This window comes from Paenibacillus sp. JGP012, from assembly GCF_014203995.1.
In the GTDB taxonomy this organism is placed as follows: Bacteria; Bacillota; Bacilli; order Paenibacillales; family Paenibacillaceae; genus Paenibacillus; species Paenibacillus silvae.
Genome location: NZ_JACHKG010000001.1, coordinates 245666 through 264090, shown reverse-complemented (window position 1 = coordinate 264090; position 18425 = coordinate 245666). Strand labels below are relative to the sequence as shown.

At 47.4% G+C, this 18425-nt stretch carries 21 protein-coding genes and 1 riboswitch; of the genes, 5 read left to right on the top strand and 16 right to left on the bottom strand.

From position 1 onward, the window contains the following. Positions 1-3: 3 nt before the first annotated feature. A riboswitch (cyclic di-AMP (ydaO/yuaA leader) is annotated at positions 4-135 on the top strand. Between the two features lie 5 nt (positions 136-140). Then, complete coding sequence (locus tag HNR77_RS01235) at positions 141-605, top strand: C40 family peptidase (RefSeq protein ID WP_111269880.1); 465 nt, start codon at positions 141-143, stop codon at positions 603-605. An 84-nt stretch (positions 606-689) separates the two neighbouring features. On the opposite strand, the gene HNR77_RS01230 is transcribed toward HNR77_RS01235, so the two are convergent. From HNR77_RS01230 to HNR77_RS01215, 4 genes are all read right to left on the bottom strand, one after another. Then, complete coding sequence (locus HNR77_RS01230; RefSeq protein ID WP_184179945.1) at positions 690-1019, bottom strand: carboxymuconolactone decarboxylase family protein; 330 nt, start codon at positions 1017-1019, stop codon at positions 690-692. Positions 1020-1150: 131 nt separating this feature from the next. Next, on the bottom strand, positions 1151-1369 hold the full coding sequence (locus tag HNR77_RS01225) for a hypothetical protein (protein ID WP_184179942.1): 219 nt from the start codon (positions 1367-1369) through the stop codon (positions 1151-1153). A gap of 119 nt (positions 1370-1488) precedes the next feature. Further along, positions 1489-1818 carry a hypothetical protein gene (locus HNR77_RS01220; RefSeq protein WP_110893402.1) on the bottom strand — a complete coding sequence of 110 codons (330 nt, stop codon included), beginning with the start codon at positions 1816-1818 and terminating at the stop codon, positions 1489-1491. A 98-nt stretch (positions 1819-1916) separates the two neighbouring features. After that, positions 1917-2498: a xanthine phosphoribosyltransferase gene (locus HNR77_RS01215; RefSeq protein ID WP_184179939.1), complete on the bottom strand. Its 582-nt coding sequence runs from the start codon at positions 2496-2498 to the stop codon at positions 1917-1919. Positions 2499-2702: 204 nt separating this feature from the next. Between HNR77_RS01215 and HNR77_RS01210 the strand changes: the two genes are divergently transcribed. Together HNR77_RS01210 and catA are read left to right on the top strand one after the other, a co-directional pair. Further along, positions 2703-3758: a YkvI family membrane protein gene (locus HNR77_RS01210; RefSeq protein ID WP_184179936.1), complete on the top strand. Its 1056-nt coding sequence runs from the start codon at positions 2703-2705 to the stop codon at positions 3756-3758. 153 nt (positions 3759-3911) lie between these two features. Next, complete coding sequence (catA, locus tag HNR77_RS01205) at positions 3912-4562, top strand: type A chloramphenicol O-acetyltransferase (RefSeq protein WP_184179934.1); 651 nt, start codon at positions 3912-3914, stop codon at positions 4560-4562. A gap of 77 nt (positions 4563-4639) precedes the next feature. Here the strand turns inward: catA and HNR77_RS01200 are convergent, their stop codons facing one another. From HNR77_RS01200 to HNR77_RS01175, 6 genes are all read right to left on the bottom strand, one after another. Next, a complete protein-coding gene (locus tag HNR77_RS01200) occupies positions 4640-5770 on the bottom strand; it encodes a glycosyltransferase family 4 protein (RefSeq protein ID WP_184179931.1) in 1131 nt (376 codons plus the stop codon). A 297-nt stretch (positions 5771-6067) separates the two neighbouring features. Beyond that, positions 6068-6613 carry a GNAT family N-acetyltransferase gene (locus tag HNR77_RS01195; RefSeq protein WP_184179928.1) on the bottom strand — a complete coding sequence of 182 codons (546 nt, stop codon included), beginning with the start codon at positions 6611-6613 and terminating at the stop codon, positions 6068-6070. Between the two features lie 113 nt (positions 6614-6726). Further along, entirely contained in the window at positions 6727-7857 is a 1131-nt protein-coding gene (locus HNR77_RS01190) for a hypothetical protein (RefSeq protein ID WP_184179925.1), read from the bottom strand. 72 nt (positions 7858-7929) lie between these two features. Further along, a complete protein-coding gene (locus HNR77_RS01185; RefSeq protein ID WP_184179922.1) occupies positions 7930-8733 on the bottom strand; it encodes a Cof-type HAD-IIB family hydrolase in 804 nt (267 codons plus the stop codon). Positions 8734-8758: 25 nt separating this feature from the next. After that, the gene (locus HNR77_RS01180; RefSeq protein WP_184179918.1) at positions 8759-9520 is read right to left on the bottom strand and encodes a pseudouridine synthase; all 762 of its coding nucleotides are present in this window, start codon (positions 9518-9520) and stop codon (positions 8759-8761) included. Next, entirely contained in the window at positions 9517-11130 is a 1614-nt protein-coding gene (locus HNR77_RS01175; RefSeq protein WP_184179915.1) for an RsmB/NOP family class I SAM-dependent RNA methyltransferase, read from the bottom strand. Before HNR77_RS01175 ends, HNR77_RS01180 begins: the two co-directional genes overlap by 4 nt. Positions 11131-11349: 219 nt before the next feature. Here HNR77_RS01175 and HNR77_RS01170 point away from each other — a divergent pair, with 219 nt between their 5' ends. Beyond that, the gene (locus HNR77_RS01170) at positions 11350-11898 is read left to right on the top strand and encodes a thioredoxin family protein (RefSeq protein WP_184179912.1); all 549 of its coding nucleotides are present in this window, start codon (positions 11350-11352) and stop codon (positions 11896-11898) included. 85 nt (positions 11899-11983) lie between these two features. Here the strand turns inward: HNR77_RS01170 and HNR77_RS01165 are convergent, their stop codons facing one another. The 3 genes from HNR77_RS01165 to HNR77_RS01155 form a co-directional block, all read right to left on the bottom strand. Then, on the bottom strand, positions 11984-12514 hold the full coding sequence (locus tag HNR77_RS01165; RefSeq protein ID WP_184179909.1) for a DUF309 domain-containing protein: 531 nt from the start codon (positions 12512-12514) through the stop codon (positions 11984-11986). Beyond that, a complete protein-coding gene (gene yjbM / locus HNR77_RS01160) occupies positions 12501-13316 on the bottom strand; it encodes a GTP diphosphokinase (RefSeq protein WP_111273092.1) in 816 nt (271 codons plus the stop codon). Before yjbM ends, HNR77_RS01165 begins: the two co-directional genes overlap by 14 nt. 137 nt (positions 13317-13453) lie before the next feature. After that, positions 13454-14551, bottom strand: a complete 1098-nt coding sequence (locus HNR77_RS01155; protein WP_184180443.1) for a quinone-dependent dihydroorotate dehydrogenase — start codon at positions 14549-14551, stop codon at positions 13454-13456. A gap of 260 nt (positions 14552-14811) precedes the next feature. On the opposite strand from HNR77_RS01155, the gene HNR77_RS01150 reads away from it, so the two are divergent. After that, positions 14812-14949: a hypothetical protein gene (locus HNR77_RS01150; protein ID WP_167434145.1), complete on the top strand. Its 138-nt coding sequence runs from the start codon at positions 14812-14814 to the stop codon at positions 14947-14949. 63 nt (positions 14950-15012) lie between these two features. Here HNR77_RS01150 and HNR77_RS01145 read toward each other — a convergent pair whose 3' ends face one another. The 3 genes from HNR77_RS01145 to HNR77_RS01135 form a co-directional block, all read right to left on the bottom strand. After that, complete coding sequence (locus HNR77_RS01145) at positions 15013-16461, bottom strand: L,D-transpeptidase family protein (protein WP_184179906.1); 1449 nt, start codon at positions 16459-16461, stop codon at positions 15013-15015. A gap of 221 nt (positions 16462-16682) precedes the next feature. After that, positions 16683-16925 (bottom strand): ferredoxin, encoded by a 243-nt coding sequence (locus HNR77_RS01140; protein WP_111273095.1) that lies wholly within the window; start codon positions 16923-16925, stop codon positions 16683-16685. A 118-nt stretch (positions 16926-17043) separates the two neighbouring features. Continuing rightward, positions 17044-18348 carry a DNA polymerase IV gene (locus tag HNR77_RS01135; protein WP_184179903.1) on the bottom strand — a complete coding sequence of 435 codons (1305 nt, stop codon included), beginning with the start codon at positions 18346-18348 and terminating at the stop codon, positions 17044-17046. Positions 18349-18425 lie beyond the last annotated feature (77 nt).

Genomic DNA, 18425 nt, shown 5'->3' with positions numbered 1-18425 from the left:
TTAATTATTCATTTGCCGAGTTTCAGGATTGAAAACGGGGGAACCATTTTGGGTGAATTATTCTTATACATAGGAAATATAGGGAACCTTCTACCGAACCCTTAGCTAACTCCGTAGGCATCGAAGGGAGAACATTGATTTTGAAAAAACTGATTATTTCCATTTTTGGAGCTGCTGTACTATTCACATCCGGGGCAACAAGCACAGAGGCAAGCACTATTAATACAATGGTTAACAATATGACAGGCATCCCTTACAAATGGGGCGGCACAACTATGGCTGGCTTCGATTGTTCCGGGTTCATGAGATATCTTTTTAACAAATACAGCATTGAACTGCCACGCACTTCACAGCAGCAGGCCAAAGCAGGCACACCGGTAGCCAAAACCAATATTCGTACAGGCGACCTCGTATTTTTCAACACAACAGGCAAAGGCATCTCACATGCAGGTGTATACATCGGTGGAGGTCAATTCGCACACGCGTCCAGTAGCAAAGGGGTCAGCATTACCAAGCTCTCCAACCCTTACTTTAACGATCGTTATGTGACAGCCAGACGGGTTACAGGTCAATTTATGTACAACAAAATGATTGGTAAAATCTAAAATCCATTCTCATACAAAAGAGAGGCCCTGGTATATGCCAGAGCCTCCTTTCTATTTTCGGTACATGTACATGCCTATAATGGACTAATGCAGTGCCTTCTGCACCCGCATAGCCCCTTGCGATAAGGCATGTCCGCCTCCAACAGCGCCAGCGACAGCAACCGTCTCCATAATTTCCTGATCGGTCGCTCCCTTGGAGCGGGCCTCCTGTACATGATAGAACGTACATACTTCATTGTTGGCAAACAGGCCGATGCCCAGCGCAATCAGCTGCTTTGTTTTGGCATCAAGCACACCGGGCTGGAAGCACTCACCTGTAAACTCGTGATACGATCGCACCACTTCCGGCAGTACATCGCTTAATGCGCCAATCTGATCCTTGTACGCATGAACTTTATCATTCATCAATGTCATGGCTTGCAGCACACCCTTTCGGCTGTCAATACAGCGAATTTTTCCACTGTACCTATCTTCTCTCGGCCGTGCGGCAATTATGCCAGGTCATGATGGTAATTCCAAACATATCGTTTACTTATTATACTTCTTTACTCCTCCAGAACGCTTTGACGAGGCTCACTGAACAGCTGATACCGATAACGGCGGTCCAGCTTCACCACACGACGATTCTGACGGCGAATCAGCACCTGTTTATCATCCCAGGCTACCACAATGCCGGTCACATCGTTAGACTCCAGCTCGTCCCGTACAACTCTTACCTTTTCCCCTGACAATCGCAGGGCATCCAACTCTGAATCACTGATCATGTTTTGAACTCCTATATTCATATTCGTTTACAAAAAGAGACCTAAATGAAAATTCATTTAGGTCTCACGTGACTGTATTGGACTGTCATGTCATTCGAAGAAAATGTCCCAACTGAGAGTTACCGCTGCGCGTGCTCTTTGCTGTCGTTCTTCTCGAACCAAAAATCAAGCACTTTGGCGGACATCACACGTTCTTCAAGGTACTCTACTTGGTGCGGTGTAAATTGTTCTTTCCAAGAGAAGGACAACTCTTCACACAAGCCTACAATCGTCAGCAGTTCTGACCAGGCTACATAGCGTTTGTACCAGAAAAATTGAGGATGTTCAATCATATAGGGATAAAGGTCATCGAATTCCGTATGTTTACAATCCAGGGCACGTTCAAAATGAACTTTCGATTCCGCCAGCTTATCAATAAAAAATTGGTCTGTTGCCGGTTGGTTCCCCATGGTGTTGCCTCCTCTCCCTAACATACCCTCATTATAAAGGAAATCCGCAGCCATGCAAAGGCAAAGTTCGAAAATTAGGCCCTATTTCCTTCAAAATGTCACATTTCGCTATCGTCAAATTGCACGGTGCCGTTATTTAGTGAACGGATGCGTACAAGGGCTTCCACCGGAATACCCTGCTCCCGAATCGTACGCGCCCCAGCCTGGAAGCACTTCTCCACAACTACACCGAAGCCAACCAGCTCCGCGCCGGAACGTTCGATAATTTTGATGACACCGCGAGCGGCGTCTCCATTCGCAATAATATCATCGATGAACAGAATTCGGTCATTTTCATGAATAAATTCGCGAGACACCATAATGTCGGTTACGATCCCCTTTGTAAAGGAGGGTACACGTTCGCAGTAGGCATCAGGATCGGCCAAGAGCGTTTTTTTGCGACGGGCAAATACCAAAGGTACCCCCAGCTCATGCGCTGCGGCAAAAGCAACCGGGATGCCTGAGGACTCCACTGTAATCACTCGTGTCACACCACTCTCGCGAAAACGCGCAGCAAACCGCCGTCCCATCTCCATCGTTAATGCAGGATCAATCTGATGGTTCAGAAGTCCATCCAGCTTCAGCACCTGATCCGAGATGACGACTCCTTCTTCTAAAATTCGTTGTTTTAATATATCCATGATTTGACCTCCCAAGCCTATCCTATGAGGTTTAAAGTATCATATATCCGGCTGCAAGTTCAAGCGAAATCCGGCACACCTCCGTATAACAGTACTAATTCATAACCTGACTCATCCTGCTGTCATGACTTTTATGGGTCAAGCATACCTTGTACTATGGTACCCGCATGTCCAATAAATCCCGGGACCTGAAAGGGGAAACACATGAAACAGGCATTCCGGGTGCTGCAGATTGCATTCACTTATATCGGAACCGTTGTAGGCGCCGGCTTTGCTACCGGACAGGAAATACTGCAATTTTTCACACAGTATGGCAAGTGGGCTACCATCACCATCGGATTGTCCACCATGCTCTTTGTCTGGCTTGGCACCAAGATGATGCTGATCGCTCATGATACAGGTTCCCGTTCATATGAAGACCTGAATAAACATTTGTTTGGTCCCAAGGTTGGCGGATGGATTACCTGGGTCACCCTTATCGTACTGATCGGTGTAAACAGCGTGATGCTTGCGGGAGCAGGCTCTGTTTTTATGGAACATCTGGGTCTGCACTATCAAACGGGTCTGATCATTACTCTCATTGGCACGTATTTGCTTCTGGGACGCGGGATGCAGGCTATTTTGCAAATGAACAGCATTGTCGTTCCAATGATGCTCCTGTTATCACTGCTGATGATTTTCAGCACAGTCCATCACCCTGGTGCACTACGTTTTATCACCCTTACAACAGATGACAATCCCATCCAGGTCTGGGTATCACCGCTGCTGTATTCTGCTTTCAACCTTGCTCTTGCTCAAGCAGTGCTTGTACCTGTTGGCAATCAGATTCGTAATCGCAATACGCTGAAATGGGGTGGAATCGCAGGCGGGATCGGCGTAGGTTTTATGCTCATGGCAGCTCACTTTGCTATGTCGGCATATATGCCTGGCATCACCCAGTTCGAAATTCCGATGGGCAGCATTGCTTTTCAATTAGGCTGGGTTGTGCAATCGATCTATGTTTCACTGATTTTCATGGAAATCTTCACGACATTTGTTGCCGACATCTATGGTATGACATTACAGCTCAGACAGCATATCAGCGTACATCCCCGATTAATTACATTAACCATCATGCTGCTGTGTTACTCACTCAGTCAATTCGGCTTCAGCTCCCTGTTGTCCATCCTGTATCCGATCTTTGGCTGTATGGCAATGTTCTGGGCTGGAAAGTTACTTTTGAATCGGTGGGGCACGTTTCGCGGCCGAAATAATATATGAGGCATGCTTGGTGTAAAAATCGTTTTATGCGGCATCGTTATGTTACAATAAAAATGACTTCAAAAAAGAATTAAAGGATTGGTTCTTTATGAAAAAAACAGACAAGTTCGCCTCCTGAATTTGCGCTAACATAAAATTTAGGAGGCATATCCAATGAAATTTAATCGCATCGATTTTGACGTTTGGAACAGAACAGAGGCATTTAACCATTATATGAACCAAAATACGTCTTTCAGTTTAACCCGGGAAATAGATATCAGTGTCTTATATCGGTTCACAAAACAACACAAATATCGGTTTACTCCGGCTTTGATCTTCTTGATCACCACTGTAGTGAATTCACATCCGGCTTTTAGAACGAGCTACAATTGTGAAGGAGAGCTGGGTTACTGGGAAAGACTAGATCCGCTGTACACCATCTTTGATCGCCGTTCTGAATCATTCTCTGCGGTTTGGACTAGCGTCACTAATGATTTCGAGACGTTTCATACGGCTTATACTGCCGATGTAGAAAAATATAATGGTTCAGGCAGGCTGTTTCCCAAAACACCTGTACCCGAAAATACATTTTCTTTTTCGGTTATTCCATGGACCTCGTTTACCAGCTTCAACTTGAATATCAATAACAACAGTCGTTACCTTCTGCCCATTATTACTGCAGGGCGTTTGATTCATAAAGGAAATTTAATCTATCTGCCAATTTCATTACAGCTCCATCATGCAGTCTGTGACGGTTACCACGCAGGCTTATTTATGAACTCCGTTCAGGAACTGGCACACCATCCGAACAATTGTATTTTCTAATATCCTCATCAATATATTGACCAACCAAAAAGCCGCTGTATCACCTACAGCGGCATCTTTCATTGCTCTGACCATTCTCAGGCTTCCACCCGGAACTGCAGATACATCTTTTTCAATTCATTCACCGATCTTCCCAGCGAATAGTGTGTTTTGGCTTTTTCACAAGCGGAACGAGCCAGTTCATAACGGTAAGCCGGATCAAGCATCACCTTTTCCAAAGCGTCCGCCAACGCAGATGGGTCTTCAGGCGGTACTAGCAGACCGTTAATGCCGTCCTCAATCTGTTCGGGTATGCCTCCCACCTCTGTGCCTACGAGAGCCAGGCAGCTCAAAGCCGCTTCAGCAAACACTGAACCGAAGGCTTCTGCACGCGATGGCAGCACAAACACATCAAAGAAAGGCATAAACTCTTCAGGATGCAACGTATATCCATAGAAAATAGTCTCATTATAAATGCCAAGACGCTGGGCCAGCTCCTCCAGATCAGGACGAATCGGTCCATCTCCGATGATGTGCAGCACATAGTCATGACCTTTGTCCTTGAGCTCTGCACAAGCCTTGAATAAAATGTCCAAACCTTTAGCGGGAACGAGACGGCAGACCGTTACCAGCTGCGGCACAGCATTGTCATGGGGAATCGGCTTGAAGCGCTTCTCATCAAATCCATTCGGAATAATTCCGATCCGGTCTGGATGTTTAACATACGGGTCCAAGTACCTGCGGAAGGAATCCGATACCGTTAACAGACGATCAGCTCGATGCTCAAGCTCACCATAGATCGATAACAGGAACTGATGCTCCAGCCCGTTCGGCTCAATACGCCCGTTAAGAATCAGCTCTCGTTCGTAACTGGAGTGAATCGTCTGAATAAGTGGAATATCGGGAAAGACTGACTTCATGGCAAGCCCTGCAATGGGGTGATGCGCATGAATCAGATCATAGGGCTTCTGAATACGAAGCCGGGTCCACCATAAATAATCGCGATACGTCTGAATATATTTTTGCACAACAGGACTATCTCCATAGACGGTCCAATCAAACGTTTCAAACTGTACTTCCTCCTGACCTTTATTCCGGATGCGCTTCGGCAGGGAAAACAAATCCATCTCCCACCTCGGGCTTGTAAATCGCTCCTGCAGGTAAGGAATCATAGAGGATACCCCTCCGGGCTGCTCCGGAGGAAAGAATAGCGCTTGTAGCAACTTCAACGTGATTATCCCCCTTTCCAGCTTCATTTCTTTTCTTCCACATGTATTTATGATATATCAGAACATATGTTCAGTAAAGCAAAACCAGAGCAACTTTAGCTCAATTCTTCACATGAATAATGTATTTTCATGCATTTTATTGCATATCATTATTGTCCATTATGACATATAAAAGCTTGAACATCTACTGTTTCTGCACAACAATTATGAAGTCGTATATACATGATATTCATACAACTCTTCATAAAGACGCCCTTACATCCATTTTCAGCCTCAAATTTCTACTACTTGTATCCCTTAAAGCTCAACTGCTCGTTCATAAATGCTGAATCCATCTGTTTCACCGACATGACTGAACCCGTTCCTTGCATAAAAAGCATTTAATGTACTATTGCTTGCTCCGCAATCCAGCCGCACGAGAGATTTATGTTCGAATTTAATGCCGTTAATGGACCACAGCAGAATGGATTTCCCCAGACTTGCATGCGCATATTTTCTGCGAATGGCGAGCCGGTGCAGGTAAACCGCCCCATCCTGCGCATGAGCCTTGTCGCCCCATAACTGACAATCCCACGGACTGGGCTTCTGCATCAGGATGACCATTCCGGCGATTTCCGCCTCTTTTTTAAAAACAAAAACGTCTCCACGCCGAATAGCCGCAGGTGTATTATGAGAATCCTCCCCGTGCAGAAGCGCGCTCCATTGAGACGAGCCCTGACTTTGCAGCCATAACGCTGTCTCTTCAAGCAGGGAGAGCACCTCTTCCGTATCCTCTGGCCCAGCCTGCACTACTTGAAAATGGTCATTAATCGATTCACTGTAAATGTTGAATGCGTGTGTCATCATACCCCTCCACTTCCCGGCAGCTTTTCATGTAAAATTAGACTAATCGTACTATACCGGGAAATCCATAGTCCGTCAAAATCAATAAAAAAAGGATAAAAGGCTTGCGCCCCTTATCCTTCCATTCTGGCTTCATCTATAATCTGATTGCGATATAACATGGTGAGATGTAACGTGTCGAATTCGATCTCCTTGTTCAGCTCCCGCATCAGCACATCCACCAGCGTTTGGCGCTGCACACTTGTTCCAGGCACATCATAGTCCATAAAACCGGTGAGATCTGCTTGAGACATATCAATTGTTGCTGTGCCTACCGGAAGCCCCCCACGCTCCTGCACGAACAGATCGTAAACTCTGAACTCCCGGTCCCTGCTTCTGAGCATGACATAACATGCTTCCTCCGCTTCTTCCATCCCGGATGCACTCAACGAGTGTACCTGCCCTTTATCACCTGCATGTTCTTCATATTTTTCATTAAATTCATCTTCAAAATTTCTCTCGTCATACTCATCTTCATCTTCAAGTTCTTTTTCATCTTCGTCTTCAAAATCACGATGCACCCACTCAAGGTTCTCCAGTTCATTCCCCTGATACCACATGCGAATCGTAATCGTATCAATGATCTCCTCGTCCAGCTCCCTGACAAGCAGCTCGGCCGCAGCTTCCTGCAGCGCTTCATTTGGCTCCTCATACCAGTGGATTTCTCCCTGTGCATCCGCTCCGTACTGCTTCAGCGCCGCTTCTGCCATTTCTTCGCCTTCAGCGTCATTGAACACATAGGTGGATACACTGCGTCCCGCACTGACCATCTCCATCTCCAGAAGATGCTTCGGATCTTCATATGTAAAAGATTCATCCCGATAGGCAGGAATTCTGTTCGCCTCGGCAAATATTCCATCTTCATGAGCATTCTCACCAAGCGCCAGAGCGTTTCCAGCCGATGCGCCGGTGCTCATATCTGGCTGCTCTAGAACGGTACGCAGTATACCGGAGCTCACTAACACTTCATAATGAGAAGCCCCCACCGCATCGGCAAGCATACGAATATAACCTTCTACTTTATCTGTAATAAACGACTCAGCCTGATCATCTATCACTTCCTGATCCAGCTGCAGGCTGCCCGACAGCCGCTCTCCCTCCCTGTATACGAGGACAAGTGTGCCTGCATAGCGGCCATCCACCATAATGTCCTGCACTTCACCCGCAGCTGTACGCAAATCCGTCGTCAGTTCTACCTGCTTCATTGCCAGTCCTCCTCATTTCTAACGTATCCTCTTAGGATGTCCTGGGAAGCAGTAGTTTATGAGGAAACAGAATTATACGGACAAAATATACTTGTGAATGGCGTGCGCAACCCCTTCATCGTTGTTGGACAATGTCACTTCGTCGGAGGCGGCTTTGACCTCTTCAGGAGAGTTATCCATCGCTATGCCCTTACCTGCAAAAGTCAGCATCGTTATATCGTTATAATAATTGCCTATCGCCATAATCTCGGAGGAAGCGATGCCTTTCGAATCAGCCAATCTCTTGAGCGCCGCTCCCTTGGAAGCTTCCGGATGCATCAGATCAATGAAGAAATCTCCGCTGCGTGTCATATAATAGGGAAGGTTCCAGGCCGTCCATTCACGTTGAACCTCGTCCATCTGCTCTATAGGGCCAAATGCCGTAAACTTGGCGAGTGGTTCGTGCATATCAGCCCAGCGAGGCAGCTTGAGCGGCTCTGCGAGGAAATTATAATACATCTGTCTGACCTGAAGCTCCAAACCTTCTGGCTGATCCACATACAGTCCAAACGCCGTATTGATGTCAAAATGCACCCCATTCTCACGACAGTACGTCATAATCGGCTCCAGCCCTTGAGTGTCCAGTGCAAATTGATGAATAACCTCCCGTGTCTCTACCTGCGCTGTAACCGCACCATTATGCGTAATGACATAACCATCCAGACCCATCTGTTTCATAAAAGGAATCGTGTTGCCTGGTCCACGCCCGGAGCAAAGCACAATCTCTGCCCCTTGGCGCGAGGCTTGAATCAACGTTTCCTGCGTCCGTTCGGTCAGCTCATGATCATCATTCAGCAACGTTCCGTCTACATCCAGCGCAATCAGTTTGTAAGTCATATGATTTCATCCCCATCTGTTCTTTTTAGTTAGCCGCATTATCATTCCGCAAAAGATTTAATTCCTCTTCCGTTAATTCACGGTAACTCCCGATCGCCAGATCAGAAGCCAGCCTCAATTCCCCCATAGCTACACGCTTCAGGTACAGCACACGTTTACCGACAGCCTGAAACATACGCTTGACCTGATGAAACTTGCCTTCATGAATAATGAGGGAGATCAGCGATACCGTGCCCTCGTCCGTTTCTTCATGTCCAAGCAAGGTTAGCTCTGCCGGCATTGTCTCATACCCGTCATCCAGCCGCACCCCGGCGGCAAACTGCTTAACGTCCTCTGCGTCCACTTTACCAAGCACCCGTGCTTCATACGTTTTGGGCACATGTTTGCGGGGAGATAACAGTTCATGGGCGAGTGGACCATCATTCGTCAAAATAAGAAGCCCCTCTGTATCCTTATCCAGTCGCCCTACCGGAAAAGGTTGAAAGATTCGGTCCTCCTTACGCAATAAATCCAGCACCGTCTTGTCCCTTGCATCTTCTGTAGCAGATACCACACCCGGCGGTTTGTGCAGCATCAGATAGATCATTTCACGGTACATAATCCGCTCGCCATCTGCTTCGATGACATGAATCTCCGGGTTAACCTGGATACCGCTATCCTTGACCACCTTGCCATCCACATAAATACGTCCCTGTTTCACCATTTTTTTGAGTTCACTGCGTGTACCGACACCCATATGACTTAAAATTTTGTCCAAACGCTGCGTTTGTTTGCCTTTCCCACTCATCTCGATGTCCACCTCCATCCCGCAGGATATTCATTTTTCAGCACACCGTCCAGCCATTTCCCCCAACCTGCGGCATATCCATCAATACATACGAGAACATACCCTTTCGACAGGGTTTCTCCATGAAGCATGATGCGCTCCTGTTCAATGTTCAACGTTTCCCCCTTCAAGTACCTTACCGCTTCACCATCTGCAGAGGACAGATTCACACTGCGGCGTGCCTCCGATGTACGCAAGGCACAAGCCAGTGGATGAGAAGGAACAAAACGTCCATTTTTGATCGTACCGACAAACCATCCAGGGCGAACCACCTTCAGTCCCTCCAGACGGGAAGCGCCAACGGCTGACTGATATACCCGATCTCCGTAACACACCGTTTCGCCGTGCAGCGGCATATCCAGATTCTCTTTTACAAACTGGCTGTAAACGGCCAACGGATCAACATTCCCCGAGTCAGTTGCCCGTGTATGGCCTCGTTCCGATTTGCGTCCACCGGCCTCTTTAGCTTTTCTGCCCGCTTTGCCTGAGGGCTTGCCAGAGCGTGTACCCCTGTCACTGCCCTCTCTTGATTCAACTCGTAACAAACCATCCTCACTCGATTCATTCAGCAGCGCAGACTTTTCATTCACATGCTCAGACAATTTTGCATCACTTTCATCTGCTTCGATATGTTGTAACACCGCGACGTAATGCCCTTCTCCCTCCAGAAGATGGGGCCACAATCGCGCCGTGCCTCGCGTCTGCTCCAGCACCTCTTCTGTCTCATCTGCCTGTGCCGGCAGCATCTCACGCACCCAGTCCGGACGTCCCGGGGCAAACCCTGCGGTATCTGCGATATTTGTAACGGTAAAGTCACGATTCTGCTTCAAAAACGCTGCAATCATCGCTTCATTCTCCTCCGGGGCAAAGGTGCAGGTTGAATACACAATCGTGCCTCCCGGAGCCAACAGCCGTGCGGCTGTTTCGAGAATGTCGCGCTGCATCAGCACACATTTCTCCACAGAATGATGCTCCCAGGACTTCACCATGTCCTCATCCTTGCGGAACATGCCTTCGCCTGAACAAGGCGCATCAATTAATACTTTATTAAAATAATGAGGGAATGCTTCGGCAATCCGTTCAGGCGACTCATTTAATACCACTGCATTTCTTACACCATAAAGTTCAATATTTTTGGCAAGCGCCTTGGTTCGCTCGGCATGAATATCATTGGTGACAAGCACACCTTTACCCTGCAGCTTGGCAGCGATCTGGGTCGATTTCCCCCCGGGAGCAGCACACAAGTCCAGTACACGGTCTCCCGGCTGTACCTGCAGCTGCTCGACGGGAGCCATTGCACTCGGTTCCTGAATATAATACAAGCCTGCATGGTAATAAGGATGCAGTCCGGGCTTTACCCCATGCGGCACATAAAAACCGGTTTCACACCACGGGATGGGTCTCAAGTCAAACGGGGCCAATTCCTTGAATTGTTCCATTGATATTTTCAGTGTATTTACGCGAAGCCCGGCATGCGGGGATTGTTCATACGATTGCATAAAAGAATCAAATTGGTCACCGAGCAGACGTTTCATCCGCTCTGTAAACATGTGAGGCAGCTGTACAGCCATATTTCCACTCTTCCCATCCTGTTAAAATGACATATTGCTCTATGTTATCATATCCTGTTTTTACTTGCCTATCCTATCATGTGTATTCCACTACAGCGTGTAATGTAGTATAATGCTAATAGATTGTTTGACAAGCAAAAATTCGGTTGTTTATGCATATTATCCCAACCTCAATTTTTGCTGTAATTATATCTTGATATCAAAATTGGGGGATGAACAATGAATTCCAAGAAGAAAAAGAAAAGCGCCACAATCCTTATATTTCTCGGTATTTTAGTTGTTATGATTGCTGCCCTGGTGTTTGTGAACCAGCTGTCCAAGGAAAAGATGGATTCTGCGCCCAACGCTTATGGCATCGCGGCTTCCAAGCTTAATCCGGCTACACGTGAACTTCTGAGTGATCCTAACTATCAGCAGATTATTCTGCCAGCCGATCTGAAAGCCAGAATTGATAAGAAGGATAGCTTCTTTGTATACTTCTTCGCTTCTGACTGTTCCCACTGCCGTGCAACGACTCCACAATTGATGCCACTGGTGGATAGTGAAGGCATCAAGCTTCCGCAGTTTAATCTGCGTGAATTTGAATCAGGCTGGACGGATTACAACATTGAATTCACGCCTACACTCGTCTTTTACCAGGACGGCGTAGAGAAGGATCGCATGGTTGGCGGTCTGAAAGAAAATGGAAGCGACAACGGTTATACACTGGACGACTACAAGCAATTTTTTGACAAATATAAAGGTAATATTACACCTGAGAAAAGCTAGGCTGCATGCCTGCCAAAAACACCCCGACTATTCCGTGAACGGAATGGTCGGGGTGTTTTGTATACAAGACATAGGACAGTTCATCCTAGTTATTTGCATGATTGTTAAGCTTCACATGGTTACGTTGCTCCATCGCTTGAGCTTGCCGCTGTTGCTCTCTCATTTTCTCTTCATAGATTCGTCCCCGGGTTGGACTTCGCCGCTGTGGAATGTTTGGTTTCAGCTCGGCTGACCTGATTTGTATTTGCTGTATCAGCGATTCATCCTCAATCTGGATAGACAAATCTCGATATGCCGACGCTTCCGGTTCACTTTCCTGTAATTGCTTCACAAGTCCACGTACCTGCTCCTTCAACTCGCCAAGCCTGATGCCAAGCATCACGTCGGGATAGGCCTCCATTAATTCAAGTGAGCTTTGCAGCATCTTAAACCCTCCGCGAAGATTGCCATTCCTGTAATGGTACAATCCAACCGCTACCTGCAGCAGCCCCTTATAGAGCGGATCACGATCCCGTTCCAGCCACAGCTCTTCAAGCACCTCATGGCACTCGAAATAGTCCTGATCCCGATTGAAATAGATCAGATAGTCAACGTAGAGCGGCTCATAGCTGTTCATCCGGATTCTCGCCCTTTCTGGCGTTGCCCAGAAGCTGCTTCACATCATCCAGCAGCACTTTGAGTCCTTCCATATCATGACGCTCCCAGCAATCGTTAAATCGTTTCTGCGCTTCAATCGCCTCATGGACCAGATGATAGAAATATAGCTGATGAATGATGCTAAGTGTCCTTGACACGATATTGGAATCGTCCTCAAACGCCTTCTGTGCTTCGAGAATCTGCAGACGAATCGCTGACATCTCGTTATCCAGCACGAAAGCGGCCTCTGCTGTTTTCTTCAACCTTGCCCGCATGTCATCCGGCAGGCTTTCCCGATATTTATAACTCAAGGAATGCTCAATCGTTGCCCAGAAATTCATCGCCAGCGTTCGAATCTGAATCTCGGCAAGCACCTTTTTCTGTCCCAGCGCCGTTTGAACCGGATATTCAATAATCATATGGAAGCTGCGATAACCGCTTTCCTTGAAGTTGGTAATATAATCCTTCTCAATCAGCACTGTCAGATCCTTACGTGCTCTGATGTACTCTGCCACACGGCGAATATCATCCACGAACTGACACATGATACGAATACCGGCAATATCTTCTATACCTGTCTCCACATCGTCGAGTGCCACGTTCAAACGTCTTGATTTTTCCAGAATGCTGGAGATTTTTTTGACACGGCCAGTAACGAATTCAATCGGGGCATATTCTTCCCGTTTTTTCAATTCGGCCCTCATCGTTTTGAACTTGACCTTCAATTCCTCTACCGCTTGTTCATAAGGAAGTAAAAATGTACCCCAGTCTCTACCGTCCATGGTTAAAGCCTCCTGTCTCTATAGCATCCCCTGTTCTTATCCATTATACATGATGTTTGCCGGGGGGAAGAGTCCCGTTCCATTATACACTCTTCCATGCTTCTATATTAGTGCTCTGGGGATTCATCCTGCTTCTTTTAGCGGTGCTCTGCACCAACCGCCTCTGAAATATGATGATAACCGTCCTTGCGCAGCAGTTCACGCAGTCCTGCATGAATACGCCGGTTAACCTCTGGTCCTTCATAGATCAGGGCTGTATAGATTTCCACCAGACTTGCCCCGGCTTTAATTTTCTCATAAGCATCCACACTTGTAAAAATACCGCCCGATCCGATAATAGGGAGTTTACCCTCGGTCTGTCTGTAGACCTGACGAATGATCTCGGTTGAACGTTCGCGCAGCGGCTTGCCGCTTAGTCCTCCCGTTTCCTTCGCATGCTGATGGGAGAGACCTTCGCGGCTGATCGTTGTATTGGTCGCAATGATGCCCGACACCCCGCTAGCCGCAATCGTACTGACCATATATTCAAGCTCCTGATCATTCACATCAGGCGCAATTTTGACAAGCACGGACTTGGACGCCCCTCCATGCTGAGCCTGCTGACGTTTCATCTCACTCATAACCGCTGCCAGCAATTCCTTCAATTCATTCCCATGCTGCAGATTACGCAAATCCGGTGTATTTGGTGAACTGATATTCACGACAAACAGGTCAGCATAATTATACAACGCCTGAATGCATTTCTCATAATCCAGATGAGCTTCCTCATTGGGTGTTGTTTTATTTTTACCGATATTCACCGCCACCGGGATACGCCGCTCCTGAAGACGGGCAAGCTCGCCTGCCATCGCTTCTGCACCCAGATTGTTAAAGCCCATCCGGTTCACCAGCGCTTCATCTGGCGGCAAGCGGAACAGACGCGGCTGCTCGTTGCCCGACTGTGCCAGCGGAGTCACCGTGCCCACCTCCATAAATCCAAATCCGATGGAGGAAAAGCCGGTTACAGCCTGACCATTTTTGTCCAGGCCTGCCGCAAGACCAACAGGGGTAGGAAAGTGGCAACCAAACATGTCCACCGCCAGGTCAGGGGTTTCACGCACTCCATACATGACACGCAGCCCGGATGGAACCGGTCGCACCTTGCCCACACCGCTAAGGCCGCCAATAATCAGATGATGGGCCTGCTCTGGGTCCATTTTGAACAATAAAGGTTTAGCAAGACTTTTGTATAACAAATCACTCACTCCGTTCTGGTCCGGCATGCGATATGGCCGCTCTCCGTCTCAATATGTAAAAAACTCTACACACAAGTCTAGCGGTTTCTTCTGCAAAAAGAAAGTCATTTGCGCATAGACAAGTAAATTTCAAATCGAGCTGTATATGCACAAGAAATCAACCCGCCTACTGGAAAAGACGAGTTGAATTCTTTACAATGAGAGCATGGTTACATAACCAATTCTTGACCAGTCATATACCTGATAAGGAGGAAGTAATTATGGCTCAGAAACGTAAACCACCCGCATTGCAGCAAAAAAAGGAAGAGGTTAACCGCAAAGCCATCGCATGGACAGCAGCCAGCGTAGGCGGCCTGATTATTATTATTGGCGCTTTAATTATTATTGCCAACATGTAGAGGTGAGGATTCCGGCAAGTCCTGCACTGACCGAATTTAATCAGACTTTCAATGAAGATCGGATTAATTCAACCAGTGATATGTTTTGCCTGGATTGCTCTGTTTCGGGACAAGCTTGTGTGTATACCGCTCCTTTGCTTCCGGTACAGACATCAACGCAGGCAGAAGATTTTTCCCGATTCGCACTGGCGTGCCTTGCGGAGCAAGAGCGAACAGCTCCTCCACATCATCTTTACGCATTCTCACACATCCAAGGGACTCATCCTGTCCGATGCTGCTCGGCTCATTAGTCCCGTGGATGGCATAATTGGTGTCCGAAAGCTGCATTCCCCTGCTTCCAAACTCTCCATTGGAGCGACCATTCGGATTCACCACTTTGTCGGTAATGACATATGAACCCTCAGGCGTGCGCTCACCGCCAAGACCTACCTCATACATCCGAAGGATTGTACTGCCGCTAATGAGCGCCAGCCTGTGGTTGTTCTTGTCTATGACAATTTCAAGCGGCTTCGCAAAGAAGGGCTGTCCACCCACGGTATCGGCAAACGATGCCTTTTTGGTGTCAGGTGTCTTTGAAGCCTGTGACTCTCCTTTTCCGGTATCCCCCGTAGATATAGATTGAGCTTTGCTCTGATGCATTGCCAGCAGCTGTGGAAACATCTCGCTCATTTCAGCCGAAGTTTCTCCCAGAATATTGTCTGGGAACGGCTGAGCGAGTGCTGTAACACTTTTCGGCCACGTTTTATGTTGTTTATGATACGAGACAATGGCACTGGACAATGCCGCCGCCGTCTCCTGCCTGGCCGTCCAGGCAAGCGCCATGCGTTTAATCTTGGCGGACACTTCAGGAGGTTCACAGTTACACTGCTTGGCATCGTAACTCTGGGCGGTGAGTTTTCCTTTTGAATTCGTCTGCATTATGTATTTAACCGGCATATCCCGTTGCCAGATGGCCCAGGCATCGGAAGTCTGCATTCCCAGCACAGCCGTCGTTTGAACACCATTACCAGCACCGGCCCAAGCTGCTGCAAGCGCTCCTCCCCCATCGTTTTCGCCACCGAATGCCGCTGCAGTGAACACATTGCCTTGCTTCACTGACGATACATCTGCCCCTTTCTTCTCATTTGCTTCCGGCTTCACCTCCTGCAGATCATCCCCGGAATCCAGAGCCGAAGCCAGGGCATCCGTCACCCCCTGATTGGCACCTGGAGCATCAGCAGGTGGAAGCCCTGTCAACAGCAGTAACATAAGCAGTGTCAGCCACATTTTACGTCTGCGCTTCTTCTTCTCCTTATGCGCAGACATCTCTACCAGCTTATCCTGATAATCCATCCATATGTCGGCAGGAGCTTTACTGCGTTCAAACGCCTCATATATTTCGCCCGCTTGTTGAAAACAATAATTGGCCTTCGCTTCCTGTCCCTCCGCCAGATATTCTTTGCCAAGCAGATACCAGGCCATTTTATTATCTGGATGTTTCTTCACATATGATCTTAGATCCGTGTTCTGCATCTGATCCTCCACTATTCCGCCTTGAGCTTATAGATTAATATATCGGCAGACAACAGTTAAAATTGCATAGGACTACAGCACCTGGTACTAATCAATACGCTGTAAACAAGCAGTTCTCACTCACCAAGTCATTAATAAATTCTCGCGTTGCTGATACAAAAAAAGCACACCTCTTGTCGCTAAGACAAAATGTGCGCTTCTATTTCATGTATGAAAAAAGATTAACCCTCTTTATTGAAAGGCTCGTCCGCTACTTTAATGGAGTCGGTCGGGCAGCCATCGCATGCATCCTGCATATCGTCAAACAGATCTTCAGGAATAGCTTTGATGCCTTGGTTCGCGTCGCCGTCAAAGATTACTTCTGCCAAGCCCTCATCGTCGTAATCATAGATGTCTGGAGCTGTTGCTCCGCATGCGCCGCATGCGATACATGTATCTTTTTCTACCCAAGTATATTTGCTCATTTTACAATCTCTCCTCCTAGGATTCACCACGTACAGTGTTTTTATCTAGAAACATATTAATACAAAGCAAGAATAATTACAAATAAAATTGCACCCTCAAGTCTTTATTATCTCCTATTTAGTCCAGACTTTGCAAGTTATCTTTTTGCAGTGAAGTTCCTCGCACCTTATGGTTGCGGAGCAATGTGGAAGGATCATCGCCAAGCATGCCTGCGGTCACGACTGCATTCTCGCCAAACTTATCACGCAGTTCATCCATGATTCGAATCAGACTTTCCTTTTTCGGCTTCTGCTCGTATTCGAACAAGTCCATCTGCACAGCTGATTCCTCCCGCGAAATCAGACTCTGCAGCGTAATGCCAAGCATGCGTACCGGCTTGCCGTTCCCCCAGTGTTTCGCAAAAAGCTGGCAGGCCTCCCGGTAGATGACTGCGGCATCCTCGGTTGGTATGTCCATCATGCGTGATCTGGTGATTGTTTTCATGTCAGGTGTACGAATCGTAATCTGAATGCCTTGACTTAACATTTCGTGCTTACGTAATCTTCGGGCCACCTGATCGCTAATATTCAGGAACACCCGGTGAATATCATGGTTCTCCGAAACATCGGCAGGCAGCGTGGTCGTATGACCAATGGATTTATTCGCTTCCCGTTCAGCAACGACAGGGGAGTGATGAATGCCATTTGCCGAGTTTTTAAGCCACGTTCCGTTAATACCGAACAGGTCCGTCAGCATTTTTTCATCCGATTTAGCCAGCTGGCCGATCGTATCAATACCGATCTTTTTTAGCTTCTCGGCCGTTTTCCTTCCAATTCCAAACATCTCATTACACGGTCTATGCCATAAGATGCGGGGAACGTCTCTCATCCGCAGGATCGATATGCCGTTTGGCTTTTTGAGGTCCGATGCCATTTTGGCCAGCAGTTTATTTGGTGCAATACCGATAGAACAAGGCAGGCCGAGTTCATCCCTGATTCTCCGCTGAATCTGTTCAGCGATCTCCACTGGTGTACCGAATTGCTTCGATCCTGTGATATCCAGATAACACTCATCAATCGAAGTTGCCTCCAGTTGAGGGGTATAGCTGTATGCAATCTGCATGAAAGCTCTGGAGTATTGGCGATATAAGTGAAAATCCGGACGTATAACAATAAGCTCCGGGCATTTCTTCATAGCCTGATGCACGACCATTCCTGTTGATATGCCCCTGCTTCGCGCTGTATACGAACACGTTACAATTACACCCTTGCGAAGCTCACTGCTGCCTGCAACAGCCGTTGCTCTTCCTTTATATAACTCGGGCTCCTCGGCCTCATGTACAGAACAATAAAAGGCATTCATGTCCACATGCAAAATAACTCTGCCCGCTGCCGGATAATACTCGCTTACATCCACTGGAGGATTGCTGTCTGAAGACTTCACGCCCCCCACCCTTTCTATCCTCACGATTCATTGATCTGGGTCAACCTGTCTATATAGTATATCAAAAGTAGAATATA

Bases quoted from the DNA above. Each gene is read 5' to 3' on its own strand.
- HNR77_RS01230 (WP_184179945.1), bottom strand. From the start codon at position 1,019: ATGACATTGATGAATGATAAAGTTCATGCGTACAAGGATCAGATTGGC.
- HNR77_RS01225 (WP_184179942.1), bottom strand. From the start codon at position 1,369: ATGATCAGTGATTCAGAGTTGGATGCCCTGCGATTGTCAGGGGAAAAG.
- HNR77_RS01220 (WP_110893402.1), bottom strand. From the start codon at position 1,818: ATGGGGAACCAACCGGCAACAGACCAATTTTTTATTGATAAGCTGGCG.
- HNR77_RS01215 (WP_184179939.1), bottom strand. From the start codon at position 2,498: ATGGATATATTAAAACAACGAATTTTAGAAGAAGGAGTCGTCATCTCG.
- HNR77_RS01210 (WP_184179936.1), top strand. From the start codon at position 2,703: ATGAAACAGGCATTCCGGGTGCTGCAGATTGCATTCACTTATATCGGA.
- catA (WP_184179934.1), top strand. From the start codon at position 3,912: ATGAAATTTAATCGCATCGATTTTGACGTTTGGAACAGAACAGAGGCA.
- HNR77_RS01195 (WP_184179928.1), bottom strand. From the start codon at position 6,613: ATGACACACGCATTCAACATTTACAGTGAATCGATTAATGACCATTTT.
- HNR77_RS01190 (WP_184179925.1), bottom strand. From the start codon at position 7,857: ATGAAGCAGGTAGAACTGACGACGGATTTGCGTACAGCTGCGGGTGAA.
- HNR77_RS01185 (WP_184179922.1), bottom strand. From the start codon at position 8,733: ATGACTTACAAACTGATTGCGCTGGATGTAGACGGAACGTTGCTGAAT.
- HNR77_RS01180 (WP_184179918.1), bottom strand. From the start codon at position 9,520: ATGAGTGGGAAAGGCAAACAAACGCAGCGTTTGGACAAAATTTTAAGT.
- HNR77_RS01175 (WP_184179915.1), bottom strand. From the start codon at position 11,130: ATGGCTGTACAGCTGCCTCACATGTTTACAGAGCGGATGAAACGTCTG.
- HNR77_RS01170 (WP_184179912.1), top strand. From the start codon at position 11,350: ATGAATTCCAAGAAGAAAAAGAAAAGCGCCACAATCCTTATATTTCTC.
- HNR77_RS01165 (WP_184179909.1), bottom strand. From the start codon at position 12,514: ATGAACAGCTATGAGCCGCTCTACGTTGACTATCTGATCTATTTCAAT.
- yjbM (WP_111273092.1), bottom strand. From the start codon at position 13,316: ATGGACGGTAGAGACTGGGGTACATTTTTACTTCCTTATGAACAAGCG.
- HNR77_RS01150 (WP_167434145.1), top strand. From the start codon at position 14,812: ATGGCTCAGAAACGTAAACCACCCGCATTGCAGCAAAAAAAGGAAGAG.
- HNR77_RS01145 (WP_184179906.1), bottom strand. From the start codon at position 16,461: ATGCAGAACACGGATCTAAGATCATATGTGAAGAAACATCCAGATAAT.
- HNR77_RS01140 (WP_111273095.1), bottom strand. From the start codon at position 16,925: ATGAGCAAATATACTTGGGTAGAAAAAGATACATGTATCGCATGCGGC.